This is a genomic window from Promicromonospora kroppenstedtii, from assembly GCF_044389675.1.
Lineage (GTDB): Bacteria > Actinomycetota > Actinomycetes > Actinomycetales > Cellulomonadaceae > Promicromonospora > Promicromonospora kroppenstedtii.
Window position 1 is genome coordinate 68,975 of the sequence record NZ_JBIRYI010000003.1, and the last position, 14,232, is coordinate 83,206.

Annotated in this window: 11 protein-coding genes; 7 read left to right on the forward strand and 4 right to left on the reverse strand. The window is 72.7% G+C overall.

Annotation, left to right across the window (positions count from 1 at the left end):
- The first annotated feature begins 33 nt into the window (after positions 1-33).
- On the forward strand, positions 34-744 hold the full coding sequence (locus tag ACH47X_RS06040; protein ID WP_397402371.1) for a DUF4241 domain-containing protein: 711 nt from the start codon (positions 34-36) through the stop codon (positions 742-744).
- Between the two features lie 31 nt (positions 745-775).
- Here the strand turns inward: ACH47X_RS06040 and ACH47X_RS06045 are convergent, their stop codons facing one another.
- The 4 genes from ACH47X_RS06045 to ACH47X_RS06060 form a co-directional block, all read right to left on the reverse strand.
- Positions 776-1,723 carry a threonine/serine dehydratase gene (locus ACH47X_RS06045; RefSeq protein WP_397402373.1) on the reverse strand — a complete coding sequence of 316 codons (948 nt, stop codon included), beginning with the start codon at positions 1,721-1,723 and terminating at the stop codon, positions 776-778.
- Positions 1,724-1,768: 45 nt separating this feature from the next.
- A complete protein-coding gene (locus ACH47X_RS06050) occupies positions 1,769-2,455 on the reverse strand; it encodes an NUDIX hydrolase (RefSeq protein WP_397402375.1) in 687 nt (228 codons plus the stop codon).
- 66 nt (positions 2,456-2,521) lie between these two features.
- On the reverse strand, positions 2,522-3,304 hold the full coding sequence (locus ACH47X_RS06055) for an alpha/beta fold hydrolase (RefSeq protein WP_397402377.1): 783 nt from the start codon (positions 3,302-3,304) through the stop codon (positions 2,522-2,524).
- A 50-nt stretch (positions 3,305-3,354) separates the two neighbouring features.
- Positions 3,355-3,996, reverse strand: a complete 642-nt coding sequence (locus tag ACH47X_RS06060; protein WP_397402379.1) for a TetR/AcrR family transcriptional regulator — start codon at positions 3,994-3,996, stop codon at positions 3,355-3,357.
- Between the two features lie 81 nt (positions 3,997-4,077).
- Between ACH47X_RS06060 and ACH47X_RS06065 the strand changes: the two genes are divergently transcribed.
- The 6 genes from ACH47X_RS06065 (at position 4,078) to ACH47X_RS06090 (ending at position 14,096) form a co-directional block, all read left to right on the forward strand.
- Complete coding sequence (locus ACH47X_RS06065) at positions 4,078-4,983, forward strand: alpha/beta fold hydrolase (RefSeq protein WP_397402381.1); 906 nt, start codon at positions 4,078-4,080, stop codon at positions 4,981-4,983.
- A gap of 115 nt (positions 4,984-5,098) precedes the next feature.
- Positions 5,099-5,716 carry a hypothetical protein gene (locus tag ACH47X_RS06070; RefSeq protein WP_397402383.1) on the forward strand — a complete coding sequence of 206 codons (618 nt, stop codon included), beginning with the start codon at positions 5,099-5,101 and terminating at the stop codon, positions 5,714-5,716.
- Between the two features lie 337 nt (positions 5,717-6,053).
- Complete coding sequence (locus tag ACH47X_RS06075) at positions 6,054-7,148, forward strand: multicopper oxidase domain-containing protein (protein ID WP_397402385.1); 1,095 nt, start codon at positions 6,054-6,056, stop codon at positions 7,146-7,148.
- Between the two features lie 36 nt (positions 7,149-7,184).
- Positions 7,185-11,183, forward strand: a complete 3,999-nt coding sequence (locus tag ACH47X_RS06080; protein WP_397402387.1) for a ThuA domain-containing protein — start codon at positions 7,185-7,187, stop codon at positions 11,181-11,183.
- Between the two features lie 29 nt (positions 11,184-11,212).
- The gene (locus tag ACH47X_RS06085) at positions 11,213-13,099 is read left to right on the forward strand and encodes an OmpL47-type beta-barrel domain-containing protein (protein ID WP_397402389.1); all 1,887 of its coding nucleotides are present in this window, start codon (positions 11,213-11,215) and stop codon (positions 13,097-13,099) included.
- 112 nt (positions 13,100-13,211) lie between these two features.
- Positions 13,212-14,096, forward strand: a complete 885-nt coding sequence (locus tag ACH47X_RS06090) for an arginase family protein (RefSeq protein ID WP_397402391.1) — start codon at positions 13,212-13,214, stop codon at positions 14,094-14,096.
- The last annotated feature ends 136 nt before the right edge of the window (positions 14,097-14,232 follow it).

Here is a 14,232-nt window from a genome sequence, read left to right on the forward strand (position 1 = left end):
GGGAGTGTCGGTGGCTGCCGCTAGGTTCCTGCCATGACCTACGACCTCCCCTTCTTCGCCCTGATCGACGGGACGCCCGAGGGCACCCCGTACCCGCAGAAGGTGCACGACCTCGGCCTGCTCCACGTCCCCTCCGGCCGCATCGAGGCGTCGGACCCGTACGTCACGCTCGGCGAGGGGCTGGTCGTCCGTGTCGAGCCGGGCACCTACCCCGCGTTCGTCACGGTCGCCGACGTGTCCGAGGAGCGCGACGGGAGCCACCTGCGGGAGGCGTACCTCTCGCTCGTGCTGTCCGACGACGCACCGGTCGCCGAGGTGCGGGGCGTCACCCCGGAGGGCGCCGAGCCGGCGGACGACGGCGAGCACTACGGGGTCGGCGTGGACGCCGGCACGGTCGGGTTCGCGGACGCCGACGCGATCGTGCGGTGCATGCCGCCGGAGGACGACTCGACCGACTGGTACGACCTGCTGTTCGACTCGGGCGAGCCCACGTCGTGGTTCGAGCTGATGGACAGCCCCGACCACTACCGTGAGGGCAGCGCGAACATCGCCATGCCGCTGGCCACCGCCGGCGAGAACGTGGTGCTCAGCCACTCGGGCTGGGGCGACGGGTTCTACCCCGTGGTCACGACGCACGCCGCCGACGGCACCCTGCTCGGGGTGCACATCGACCTCCTGGTCGCCGGGCCCGACGACGACGAGCAGGAGGACGACGAGGACGACGCCGCGGAGGCCGACGACTGACGGCGCAGCCCGGCGGCCGCACGGAACCGCCTCAGAGCTGCACGGCCGAGGTGTTCGCTCCGCACACGAGCACCGCGACCCGCTCACCGGGCTCGGGCACGTAGGCCCCGGACAGCAGCGCCGCGAGCGCCGTCGCGCCGCCGGGCTCGGCCACCACGCGGGCGGCGTCCCACAGGGAGCGCTGTGCGGAGGCGATGGCGTCGTCGGTGACCAGCACCGACCGCTCCACGAACCGCTGGGCCAGCGGGAACATGAGCCGCCCCACCTGCTTGGGCGCGAGCGAGTCGGCGGCGATCCCCTCGGTGGGCGCATCGACGGGCTCGCCCGCCGCGAGCGCCCGGTGCAGGGTGGGCGCGCCCTCGGGCTCGACGGCCACGACGCGCACGTCGCCCCGGAACCAGGCGGCGATGCCGCCGATCAGCCCGCCGCCGCCCACGGCGACCAGCAGGGTGTCGAGGTCGGGCAGGTCCTGGCCGATCTCCAGGCCGAGGGTGCCCTGACCGGTCAGCGTGGCAGGCTGGTCGTAGGCGTGCACGGTCATGGCGCCGGTACCGGCGACGAACTCCTCGCTGGCGGCCAGCGCGTCGGCGTACCGGTCGCCGCCCACGACAAGCTTGGCGCCGTACCCGCGGATGCGCTCGGCCTTGGCGGGGGTGGTCACGCTCGGCACGAAGATCGTGGCGGGTACGCCGAGCCGGGCCGCGGCGTATGCGACGGCGGCCCCGTGGTTGCCGCCCGAGGCGGCGACCACGCCGGCGTCGGGCACGTCGCGGGTCAGCAGGCTGGTGAACGCGCCGCGGGCCTTGAACGAGCCGGAGTGCTGGAGGCACTCGAGCTTGAGCGCCACGGGCTGCGCCGGCCGGCCGAAGTCGGCCAGGTCGACCTCCAGCACGGGCGTGTGCCGCACGTGCGGCCGGATCAGCGCCTCCGCCGCACGGATGGCGTCCCGGGTCACCTCTGTCGTCGATACGTCCGTCATCGATCCTCCATCAGCTCGTGCCGTCCTCTCGCGTGAGCCTGCGGCTCACGCGATCCCCAGCTCTCGGTCCCGGTCCCAGTGCTCGGTCCAGCCGAGCTGGTCGAACATCGCGTCCAGGATCCCGGCGGTGAACCCCCACACGAGGTGCGTGAGGTCGCCGTCGTGCACGTGGAACCCGGGGCCGCGCCACGTCTGGTTGCCGCGGCGCAGGACGGTGGTGAACCGGTTGGCCGGGTCCAGCAGGTCGGCGACAGGGGCACGGAAGACGTGCGCGGACTCGGCGACGTCGACCACGCGCACGGGCGTGGGCCGGGCCCACCAGCCGAGCACGGGCGTGACCACGTGGTTGCTGACGGGCATGGGCAGCTCGCCGAACGCACCGAGCACCTCGACGCCGGCGGCGTCCAGGCCGGTCTCCTCGACGGCCTCGCGCAGGGCGGCCGCGACGGCGTCCTCGCCGTCCTCGGCGCGACCGCCCGGGAAGGCGACCTGCCCGGCGTGGCTGCGCAGCGTGGCGGCGCGCGCGAGGAGCAGCACGTCGAGGTCGGCGGGCACGGCCAGGTCGTGGTCACCGCGCTCGGCGGCGAGCCCGTCGAGCACGCCGAACAGCACGAGCACGGACGCGGGGCGCGCGCCGCCGGTGAACTCGCCGCGCGCGTGGGGCCACGGCCCCTCGAAGCCTCGCTCGGCGAGGGCGATCAGCTGCTTGCGTGCGGATGCGGAGGAGCTCACCGCCCGACCTTAACCCCGCACGGCGACGCCGCCGGAAACCGGCCGGCGGACGTCAGCGGGCGGCGTTCACCAGAGGAACGACCGCACCGCCGTCGCCACCGCCGAGGGCCGCTCCCGGTGCACCGCGTGCCCGGCGCCCACCACGACGCGCGCCCGCACGCTCGGGTTGCGGATCATCAGCTCGACGCCGGTGCGGGGGTGGAACAGCGCGCCCCGGTCAGGGTCGGCGCCCAGCACGAGAGTGGGCACGGTCAGCCGCGTGACGACGGCGGAGTGCCGCCAGGGCGCGTTGTCACGCAGGGTGTGCGCCACGGCGGCGGCGTCAGCGGCCTTGGCGGCCGCGGCGACCGCCGCCGCGTCCCGACGGTCCCAGGCCGTGTGCGCGCCCTGCACCGTCCGGGCCGACGGCGGGTGGGTGGCGTCACGGATCTCGGCCTTGGCCACGGCCTCGAACCGCTCCTCCTCGACGTCGAGCGCGGGGTCGAGCAGCACCAGGCGGCGGGTGAACCGGCGGTCGGCGTCGACGGCCAGTGCGCCGAGCAGGCCGCCGAGGCTGTGCCCGACCACGAGGTCCCAGCCGCTGCCGAGGGCTCGCACGTCGGCCACGTGGTCGGCCAGCAGGTAGGAGTCGGCGCGCGGGCTGGTCCCGTGCCCGCGCAGGTCGGGGGCCACGACCTCGTAGCCGTCGTCGGCGAGCGTCTCGGCGAGGCGCCACCAGGTGGCCCCGGCGGACACGATGCCGTGCAGCAGCAGCACCCGGCCCGGGCCGGTGCCCCACCTGGTCGTGGCGAGCGCGACGGCCGCAGGTGGTTGGGGAGTGCCGCCCGGAACTTCGTGCCACATCGCCATGAACAGAGGGTAACGAGCACATGTATACCGGCTTGAAACAATTGCCCGTTTTACCGCAGGGCGGCGAGATCCGCGCCACGAGCCCCCAGCAGGGACCGCGCGGCCTCCAGTGCCCGCCGGTAGACCGCATCGTCGCGCAGCAGCAGGGACCGGTCGTTCGCGGCGTTCAGCAGGGCGTTGATCTCGAAGGTGACCTGCTCGGGATCGGTGCCGGGAGCGAGCTCGCCCTGCTCGAGCGCGAGCCGCGCCTGGTGCACCAGGTACGACTCCCAGGACCGCTGGGCCGCGACGACGGCGTCGTGCACGGCGCCGTCGCGCATGTCGAACTCGACCTCGACGGTGCGGAAGAAGCAGCCGCCCTGGAACACGCGGGACCGCGAGTACTCGGTCCAGGCCAGCACCAGCGCCCAGAGTCGCGGCAGCCCTCGCCCGGCCGACCGCGCGGGGACGATCACGTGCTCGGTGTAGATCTCGACGGCCCGTTCCACGGCGGCGAGCTGCAGCTTCTCCTTGGATCCGAACAGGCCGGCGATCCCGCTCTTGTTCACCGGGACGGCCTCGGCCAGCGTGCCGAACGACAGCGCGTCCAGGCCGCGTACGGACGCCTCCTGCACCGCGTGGTCCAGCACGGCACGGCGCGTGCGGTCACCGCGGAGGCGGCGCAGGTCGGTCGGCTCGGTCAGCTCGGTCACGAAACCAAGTGTACGACCGTTCGTTCATCAGATAGTGTGCGAACGATCGTACAGATTGATCACCACACCCCGGAGGTCCCCGTGCCCCAGCCCCCGCGCGCCGTGCGCACCTTGTTCAGCACCCTCGGCCGCGTCGCGCCGCCCGCCGCCCTGGCGCTCGGCGCTGCCACCTACTGGCACGTCGGCGCACGGACCCCGGTCCGGCCTGCCGACCAGGCCGTCCACGACGCGGCGCGGCGCACCCCCCTCGAGCACCGCTCCACGTTCCGGCGCGGCCGGGACGGGCGCCCCGGCGTCGACGGCACCGTCACGGTCGCCACCTACTCCTGGGGAGACCCGGCCGCGCCCGGCGTCCTGCTGGTCCACGGCTGGCAGTCCCGCGCGTCGGCGTTCGGGCGGGTCATCGAGGACCTGGTCGGCGCCGGGCTCCGGGTCGTCGCCTACGACGCGCCCGCCCACGGCGCCTCCGGCGGGCAGCGACGCACCGGGCTCGACGACCTGGCGATCATCCGCCGGCTGTCCGACGCCGAGGACGCCCCGTGGGCCGCGGTCGTGGGGCACTCGCTCGGGGTGCTCGGCGCGGGCATCGCGCTGCACGAGGGTGTCGCGGCCGAGCGGTTCACCGCGATCTCCGGCCTCACGTCGGTCCGCGTCACGACCGACGGCTTCGTCCGCGGGTCCGGGCTCCCCTGGGCGCTCCGCGACGCCTTCGCGACGGCCGTCCAGCGGTACGGGCTGCCCGACCACGCGGACGTCTACGAGCGGTTCGACCTGCTGGGGCGCACCGTCCCGGCGGCCGTGCCGACCCTCTGGCTGCACGACGACGGGGACCGCGTGAACCCCCACCACCTGTCGGTCCAGCTCCACGAGGCCCATGCGGACTCGAGCGAGCTGTTCACCACGACCGGTCTGGGGCACAACAAGATCCTGGGCGACCGCGCGGTGCGGTCCAGGATTCTGGACCACCTCGCCGCACCGGCGCGGTGAACTCGGCGTGAACTCCTGCCGACATCACGAGATGGATACCAGAAACCTTCCCTGACCTGGGAGAACACCGTACTCTGCCGTCCGATTTGTACTTTTTTCGGACGGGAGGAAGACGATGGAGCACACGAGCGACGGAGCACTGGCGGCCACCGCGGTCAGCGTCCTGGGGATCCTGTGGTTCGCCTGGACCGTGCGGCACTCCGGACCCTGGTCCCGGTTCCTCCCGATCGGGGGCGTGGTCCTCGGTGTGGCAGTCGGTGCGCTCGGCGCGCTGACCACGATCCGCACCTGGCCCGACGGCACGTCGGTGACCGGCGGCGTGGTGAGCATCTACGTCGCCGCGCTGCTGGTGCACGGCGCGGTGACCCGGCTCGCCACCGGCGCGATCGCGAGCAGGTACCGCAAGGCGAAGGCCGCGGCCAAGGACGCCGACAAGGCGAGCGTCACCACCGGCAAGTCCCGCCTGCACCTGATCCCGACCGTCGTCTCGGTCTCCACCGCGATCCAGGTGGCGGTGATCGCGAACACCCTGGACGTACCGCACCTGTACCTCGGCGCCGCCACCGGGCTGGTGGCCGCCGCCGTGGCCTGGCCGCTCGGCGGGCTGCTACGGCTGGTCACCAGCCCGCGCGGGCACCGCCCGACCGTGGCCCTCGCCCACCCGCTGACCGGCCTGCTCACGGGCGCCGTCCTGCTCGCGACGGCGGTCTGGCTGCTGCTCGGGACCGCGTGAATGCCCGGAACCGCGTGACCCACCGGGATCTTTGCTTGGTCACATAGACGAAGCCTGTCGCTGTTTGTCCAACTTTTGCTTGACACTCGCCATAAGTCCTCCTATGTTCGAAAAGTCACCCGGTGGAGTACGTCCTGCCCCGGGGGCGTGGCCGTCGTCGCCGACGACCACGTGACGCACCCATGGAGGGAACGACGATGAGGTCCACCTCTCTGACACCGCTGTCACTCTCGGCGTCGCCGCCGCCCGCGTCGCACGCCTGAGCCAGATCCCTCCTGCACTTCAGTCTCGTCGGGACGGGCACTTCCGCCTGCCCGATGGTGTCGAACGGAGACTCATGCCCGAGAACAGCACTGACGCCACTCCCCTGCCCGGCGGCGTGTCCCGTCGCTCGATCCTGACCGGAACCCTCGCCGGGCTCATGGCGCCGACGGCGGCGCTGGCGCTCGGATCCGACACGGCGGTGGCCGTGTCGTCGTCGGTCCGGCCGCTCGCGTCCACCCGGCACATCACCGTGTACGCGGAGGCCCTGCCCGGGGGCCAGTACGGCTACGGGCTCACCCCCGGCAAGGCCACCATCCCGGGCCCCGTGCTCGAGATGTGGGAGGGCGACACCCTTCAGGTCGAGCTGGTGAACAACACCGACAAGCGCCTGTCGATCCACCCGCACGGCGTGGACTACGCGACCGACTCGGACGGCAGCCCGTTCAACGACTCGTTCAACGAGCCCGGCGAGACCCGCACCTACGTCTGGAAGAGCCACAAGCCGAAGCAGCGCGCCGACGGCACCTGGATGGCCGGCTCCGCCGGCTACTGGCACTACCACGACCACGCGATGGGCGGCGAGCACGGCACCGCCGGGCTGCGCGCGGGCCTGTACGGCGCCCTCGTGGTGCGGCGCGAGGGCGACCCGTTGCCCGACCGCCAGCACACCGTCGTGTTCAACGACATGACCATCAACAACAGGGTCGCCCCCGACACCCCGATGCTGGAGGCGAACAAGGGCGAGAAGGTCGAGTTCATCGCGATCGGGCACGGGGACCAGCTCCACACGTTCCACGTGCACGCGCACCGCTGGGCGGACAACCGCACCGGCTGGCTGACCGGCCCCGACGACCCCTCCCGGGTGATCGACACCCGCGACCTCAACCCTGGCTCCTCGTTCGGCTTCCAGGTCATCGCGGGCGAGGGCGTGGGCGCGGGGGCCTGGATGTACCACTGCCACGTCCAGTTCCACTCGGACGGCGGCATGGCCGGGATCTTCCTGGTGCGCAACGCCGACGGCAGCATGCCGGCCGGCGCCCAGGACGCCATCGACCGGTTCCACGAGCACGGCGGCCACACGACGAGCGGCACCACGAGCGAGAAGACGAGCGGTTCCGCCACCACCGACACCGAGACGGGCGCGGCGAGCCATGCCGGGCACCACTGACCGCACGACTCCCCGTTCACGCGCAAAGGAGCAGTGATGCAACGAACACGAAGAGGCCTCATCGCCGCGGTGGCCGGCGCCGCCCTCGTCGCCACGATGGCGGCGACCCCCGCGGCGGCCCAGCGGAGCACCGCCGCGGCGTCCGCGCCCACGGCCCTGACCACGGCCAAGACCTCGCCGGCCACGAACACGAAGACCACGGACACCAAGGCCACGGCGGCGGGCGAGCCGACCGTGCTCGTCTTCCACGGCGCGGCCGCCGACCAGGCCGACCCGGTCACCCTGGCCAGCAGGACCATCCGTGAGCTCGGCGCCGAGAACGGCTTCGCCGTGCACACGGCGACCGACCCGGCGGTGTTCAGCGCCGAGACCCTCGCGGAGTACCGCGGCGTGGTCTTCCTGTCCGCCGAGGGCGTCGAGCTGAGCACCGCGCAGGAGGACGCGCTCAAGGCCTACGTGCAGGGCGGCGGCGGGTTCCTCGGCATCCGCGACGCCGCGCGGGCCCAGGCCCGCTCGCAGTGGTTCACCGGCCTGATCGGCACGCGTCCCGCCGGCAACCTGCCGGACCCGCTGCCGGTGCAGAGCGCCACCGCGAGCGCCGAGAACCCGCCGAACGAGGTGGCCTCGAAGCTGATCGACGGCGACTCGCGCACGAAGTGGCTGGCGTTCGAGCCGACGGCGTGGATCGAGCTGGAGCTCGCCGAGCCGCTCGCGGCCGCCCGGTACGCGCTGACCTCGGCCAACGACTCCGAGGGCCGCGACCCGGCCGACTGGACGCTGCAGGGTTCCACGGACGGCGAGACCTGGACCGACCTGGACACGCAGACGGACCAGGACTTCCCGGACCGCTTCGCCACGAACGACTACGACCTCGACAACGACGTGGCCTACCAGCACTACCGCCTGGACATCACGGCGAACGCGGGTGACGACCTCACCCAGCTCGCCGAGATCCAGCTCTTCGACACCTCGGGCGAGGAGGAGCCCGACCCCGAGGTCCCCGTGCAGGAGGCGACGGTGAACGTCGTCGACCGCGCGCACCCGGCCAACGACGGGCTGCCGCTGAACTGGACCCGTGAGGACCGGTGGCTGAACTGGTCGCCGAACCCGATCGGCGAGGTGCACACGATCGCGCAGGTGCAGGAGTGGGACTACGACCCGGGCGAGGCGGCCAACGGCCCGTTCCACCCGATCTCGTGGTGCCGTGACTACGACGGCGGCCGCTCGTTCTACACGGGCATGGGCGGCACGGCGGCGAGCTACGCCGAGGAGGGTTTCCGCGACCACCTGCTGGGCGGCCTGCTGTGGTCGACCGGCATGGTGCGCGGCGACTGCCAGGCGACCATCGCGGCGAACTACGAGGCCGAGCGCCTGACCGGGGCGAACGCCGCCGGCACGCTCGACCAGATCGGCGAGCCGCACGGCCTGACGGTCGCGCCCGACGGCGGCGTCTTCTACATCGGCAAGGGCGCGTGCCCCTCCGGGCCGGTCGTCTCCTGGGACGACCCGAACGTGGGCCTGGGCTGCGGCACGATCCACCGGTGGGACCCCGAGGCGGGCGAGACCAACCTGCTGACCACGCTGGACGTCATGGGTAACCGTGGCAGCGGCAGCGAGCTGGTCAAGAACGAGGAGGGGCTGCTCGGCATCACGCTGGACCCCGACTTCGAGGAGAACCAGTGGATCTACGTCTACTGGATGCCGCACGAGTCGATCGACGTCGAGCGGCGCGTGGGCCAGCGGACGGTCTCGCGCTTCACCTATGACGCCGCGGCCGACACCATCGACCAGTCCACGCGCAAGGACCTGCTGGAGTGGGACACGCAGATCCACAGCTGCTGCCACGCGGGTGGTGGCATGGACTTCGACAACGACGGCAACCTGTACATCGGGTCCGGCGACAGCAACTCGTCGGGCGGCTCGGACGGCTACTCCGGCAACAACTGGACGCAGGAGTACGCGGGCCTGTCGTTCCAGGACGCGCGCCGCACGGCCGGTAACACGAACGACCTGAACGGCAAGATCCTGCGGATCCACCCGGAGGACGACGGCACGTTCACGATCCCCGAGGGCAACCTGTTCCCCGAGGCGGACGACCCGGGCGACAAGACGCGCCCGGAGATCTACGTGATGGGCGTGCGCAACATCTCGCGCCTGGCCTACGACAAGAAGAACGACTGGCTGACGGCGGCCTGGGTGGGTCCGGACGCGGGCATGCCGAACCCGGAGCTCGGGCCGGCCAAGTACGAGACCGCGACCATCATCACCTCGGCGGGCAACCAGGGCTGGCCGTACTGCATGGGCAACGGGCAGCCGTACCGCGACCGCAGCAACGAGGACGCCACGGTGCTGACGGGCTGGTACGACTGCGACAACCCGAAGAACACCTCGCCGCGCAACACCGGCCTGGTGGACCTCCCGCCCGTGCGGGACAACATGATCTGGTACTCCCCCAGCGGTGGCGGCCCGGTCTTCCCCGAGGGTGAGAACGGCATCCCGTCGTACGTGGACGAGGAGGCCACGTACACGCTGCCGTACCTGCGTGGTGGCGGTCAGGCCGTGATGGACGGTCCCACCTACCACCGGTCCGACGTCGACACCGACAGCGGCGTCGCGTGGCCCGCGTACTGGGACAACAAGTGGTTCATCGGCGACCAGTCCAACGCCAGCAACCGGATCGCCGTCACGGTGAACCCGGACACGGTCGAGGAGGCCGGTCCCCCGGTCTTCGCCGAGGACCTGCGCAAGATCATCCAGGGCGGCGCGGGCAACGAGCAGGTGCAGAGCTGGATGGACGCCAAGTTCGGCCCGGACGGCGCCCTGTACCTGCTGGACTACGCGGGCGGGTTCTTCTCCCTGCACCCCAACCAGAAGCTCGTCCGGATCAGCTACAAGGGCGGGGCCCCGACCCCGGTCCCGGCGGCGTCCGGCGCGAGCGTGCAGAGCTCCCCGCTGACCGTCGCCTTCACGGGTGACCGCTCGGGCGGCGTCTCGTACGCCTGGGACTTCGGGGACGGCCACACCTCCACCGAGGCCAACCCGCGGCACACCTACGCCCGCGTGGGCAGCTACGACGCGACGCTGACGGTGACCTACGCCGACGGCGAGACGTCGACGGTCGAGGTTCCGGCCCGGACCACCTGCACGATCCCGGACGACCGGGCCACCGTGTTCCTGGGAGACAAGGACAGCGGCGTCACCAACGACGACCTGGGCGGCTGCACGATCAACGACCTGATCGAGGACGAGCGGGAGTGGGACACGAACGGCCGGTTCGTCAACCACGTCACGGCCGTCGCCGACCAGCTCCGGGCCGACAAGGTCATCACGGTCGCCGAGCGCAAGAAGCTGATCAGCGCGGCGCAGTCGTCCGGGATCGGCGCCGAGGGCAGCACCGGGTACCGGTGGCTGTTCGACGGCACGGCCGAGCAGCTCGCGGACTGGCGACAGGCCCCGGGCGGCAAGTTCGACCTGCTGGACGACGGGTCGATCCTGGCCACCGGCGGGCTCGGCATGCTCTGGCACCCGGGGACGGAGCTCGGCGACTTCTCGCTGAAGCTCCAGTTCAAGGACTCCGCGCCGGAGGGCAGGTTCGCCAACAGCGGTGTCTTCACCCGGTTCCCGGACCCGCGCGTCCCGCGGGACGAGCGGCCCGAGTGCGGGCAGGGCACCGCCGACGAGGCCTGGGTGGCGATCTACTGCGGCCACGAGATCCAGCTCTACGACGGTCCCACCGGCGAGGTCCAGAAGACGGGGTCGGTCTACAACTTCGACCCCAACACCCTGGAGAACGCCGGGGTCACCCCGAAGGGCGAGTGGAACGACTACGAGATCCAGGTGGTCGGTCAGCAGTACACGATCATCCGCAACGGCGAGGTCATCAACGAGTTCGAGAACTCGCCCGGCAAGGAGTCCTCGCGCGCCGGCGACCCGCCGACCGACCTGCGCCAGTTCCTGCGCGGCTACATCGGCCTGCAGAACCACAGCGACGCGGACGCCATGGAGTTCCGCAACATCCGGGTGCGTGACCTGTGACCAGGCCCGCGGAGACGAGAGGTACACCCATGAGACACAAACTGTCCCGCCTCCTGGCGGCGGCAGCGGTCAGCGCCCTGGTGGCGGTGCCGCTGGCGCCCGCCACCGCCGTCGAGTACGCCGGTGAGGTCACGCCGGCGTCCGCCACCCCGGTGGCCGACGGCCCCGCGAAGGAGGCCGCCACCCAGGCGGCCGACCAGGTGCTGACCTTCACCGCCAGCGCGAGCGTGTCGGCCTATGCCTCCGCGCCCGCGACGGCGGCGGCCGGGCCCACCACGATCGTGTTCGAGAACAGCACGGCGACCGGCAACAACATCGGGATGTCCCACACCCTGACGTTCGAGACCGGCTCGTCGGAGTACAACCAGGACGTCACCCTCGACATCCTGGCCAACCCCCTGGACACCAACGGCGGCCGCTACGAGGCCGAGGTGAACCTGACCCCGGGCACGTACCGGTACTTCTGCGCGATCCCGGGCCACGGCACGATGTCGGGCGAGCTCGTCGTCACCGAGGGCGGCGGTGGCGACGACACCACCGCCCCGACGGTCACGGCCGAGGTCCAGGGCGACCAGAACGACGAGGGCGCCTACGTCGGCGCGGCGACCGTGAACCTCGCGGCCGACGACGGCGACGGCTCCGGCGTGGAGAGCGTCGAGTACGACCTGGACGGCGCGGGGTACGCCCCGTACACCGCGCCCGTCGTCCTCGACGAGCCCGGCACCTACATGCTGGAGTACCGGGCCACCGACGTGGCGGGCAACACCTCCGAGCCGGAGATGCTGCACGTCACGGTGGTCGCGCCGGACGGCGAGGACACCACGCCGCCCGTCGTGACCGCCGAGGTCACCGGTGATCTCGACGGCGACGGCGCCTACGTGGGCTCCGCGTCCGTGAACCTCACGGCGCGGGACCCCGGGTCGGGCGTCGCGGGCATCGAGTACGACCTCGACGGTGCGGGCTACGCGGCGTACACCGCGCCCGTCGTCGTCGACGAGCCGGGCGAGCACACGGTGACCTACCGGGCCACCGACCGGGCCGGCAACGTCTCGGAGCCGGGCTCGGCGACGTTCACCGTGGTCGAGGCGCCGCCGGAGGACACCGCTCCGCCGACGGTGACGGCCGAGGTCACCGGCGAGCAGGACGCGGACGGCGCCTACGTGGGCTCGGCGACCGTGCAGGTCCTGGCCGAGGACACCGGCTCGGGCGTCGAGTCCGTCGAGTACAGCCTCGACGGCGCCGCCTACGCGCCCTACACGGACGCGATCGTGGTGGACGTGACCGGCGCGCACACGGTGTCCTACCGGGCCACCGACGCGGCGGGCAACACGTCGGAGCCCGGCACGGTGGACCTGGTCGTGGTCGGCGGGCAGGACCCGCCGGACACCACGCAGCCCATCGCGTCGGCGCAGGTCGACGGCGACCAGGACGACGAGGGCTTCTACCTCGGGTCCGCCACGGTCACCATCACCGCCCGGGACGACGAGTCGGGGGTGGCGTTCATCGAGTACGCGCTCGACTCGCCCGCCTTCCGGGAGTACACCGGCGCCGTGGAGGTCACGGAGCCCGGGTCGCACGCGTTCGCGTACCGGGCCACCGACAACGCCGGCAACGTGACCCGGACCGGCACCCTGCGGTTCGACGTCGCCCGCGGCGAGATCGACGCGTGCCCCGTCTCCGACGAGCGCCCCACGGTGATCATCGGGAACAAGGACAGCAAGGTGACCAACTACGACACCGGCAACGGGTGCACCGTCGCCGACCTGGTCGACGCCGACGGCGGGTGGGTCAGCCACAGCGCGTTCGTCAGCCACGTGACCCAGGTCGCCGACCAGCTCGACGACGCCGACGTCATCACCGCGCAGGAGGCCACGAAGCTGATCCGGGCCGCCCGCCAGTCCGACGTCGGGAGGTAGCACCACACCACCGCACGACCGCAGTGCCGACGCAGGCCGTCTGCCCCCGGGCAGGCGGCCTGCGTCGTCCTCCGGCCTGGTGCCCTGGGCGTCCCGTCGGCACACTGGTCGGATGACGTCCCCGGATCCCTGGGCCCTGCTCGGCGTCCCGTCCAGCGCCGCGGCCCACTCCCGCGGCCTGGAGAAGGCACCGGCCGCCCTGCGCGCGGCCGGTCTGCTCGACGCCCTGCGGGCCGCGGGCGTCGACGTCCGGGACGACGGCGACCTGCCGGTCGTGACCTGGCGCGCGCACCGCGGGCCGGGCGAGCCCAACGACGTCGACCGCGTGATCGACGGCCTGCGCGGCGTGCGGCGGCGCGTCGAGCAGGTTCTGGCCCGGGGCGAGCGCGCCCTCGTGCTCGGCGGGGAGTGCACGGTCGCCCTCGGGGTGGTCGACGCCGTGGCCGAGCGGTACCCGGACGTGGCCCTCGTGTACGTCGACGGCGGCCAGGACCTCCAGCTGCCGCCCGACCACCCCGACGAGCCGATCCTCGACTCGATGGGCGTGGCCCACCTCCTCGACCTGCCCGGCACCTGGGGGCCGCTCGCCGCCGTCGGCCACCGGCGCCCCCTGCTGACGGCCGACCGGCTCGTCTACCTCGGGTACTCCGACGACGAGGAGGACGTCCACGGGCTCGTGAACGCGGTACGGATCCCGGCGGCGCAGGTGCTCGCCGACCCGGACGACGCCGCGCGGCGTGCCCTGGCGGCCGTGGGCGGCACCCCGTTCGTGCTGCACCTCGACGTCGACGTGCTCGACTTCCTGACCCTCCCCGTGGCCGACGTCCCGACGTACGGCCGCGGCCTGGTCCCGGCGACGCTGGACCGCGCGCTGCGCGCGCTCGCCGCCGACCCCGGCCTGGTCGCCATGACCTGCGTGGAGGTCAACCCCGACCACGCGGACGAGGCGGGCCTGCGCGGCGTCGTCCGGCTGCTGGCCGGAGCGCTCGCCGGCTGACCCCGGGAACGACGGCGCCCCGCCCCTCCGCGAGGAGGGACGGGGCGCCGGGGTCACGGCAGGCTCGACCAGAGAGGGTCAGGAGGCTCTACCTTCTGTCGCCTGAGCCTGCGGTTCCGCTACAGGCGGGTGCCTC

Excerpts from the sequence above, each read along its gene's own strand:
- ACH47X_RS06040 (WP_397402371.1), top strand. The coding sequence starts at position 34 with ATGACCTACGACCTCCCCTTCTTCGCCCTGATCGACGGGACGCCCGAG.
- ACH47X_RS06045 (WP_397402373.1), bottom strand. The coding sequence starts at position 1,723 with ATGACGGACGTATCGACGACAGAGGTGACCCGGGACGCCATCCGTGCG.
- ACH47X_RS06055 (WP_397402377.1), bottom strand. The coding sequence starts at position 3,304 with ATGGCGATGTGGCACGAAGTTCCGGGCGGCACTCCCCAACCACCTGCG.
- ACH47X_RS06070 (WP_397402383.1), top strand. The coding sequence starts at position 5,099 with ATGGAGCACACGAGCGACGGAGCACTGGCGGCCACCGCGGTCAGCGTC.
- ACH47X_RS06075 (WP_397402385.1), top strand. The coding sequence starts at position 6,054 with ATGCCCGAGAACAGCACTGACGCCACTCCCCTGCCCGGCGGCGTGTCC.
- ACH47X_RS06080 (WP_397402387.1), top strand. The coding sequence starts at position 7,185 with ATGCAACGAACACGAAGAGGCCTCATCGCCGCGGTGGCCGGCGCCGCC.
- ACH47X_RS06085 (WP_397402389.1), top strand. The coding sequence starts at position 11,213 with ATGAGACACAAACTGTCCCGCCTCCTGGCGGCGGCAGCGGTCAGCGCC.
- ACH47X_RS06090 (WP_397402391.1), top strand. The coding sequence starts at position 13,212 with ATGACGTCCCCGGATCCCTGGGCCCTGCTCGGCGTCCCGTCCAGCGCC.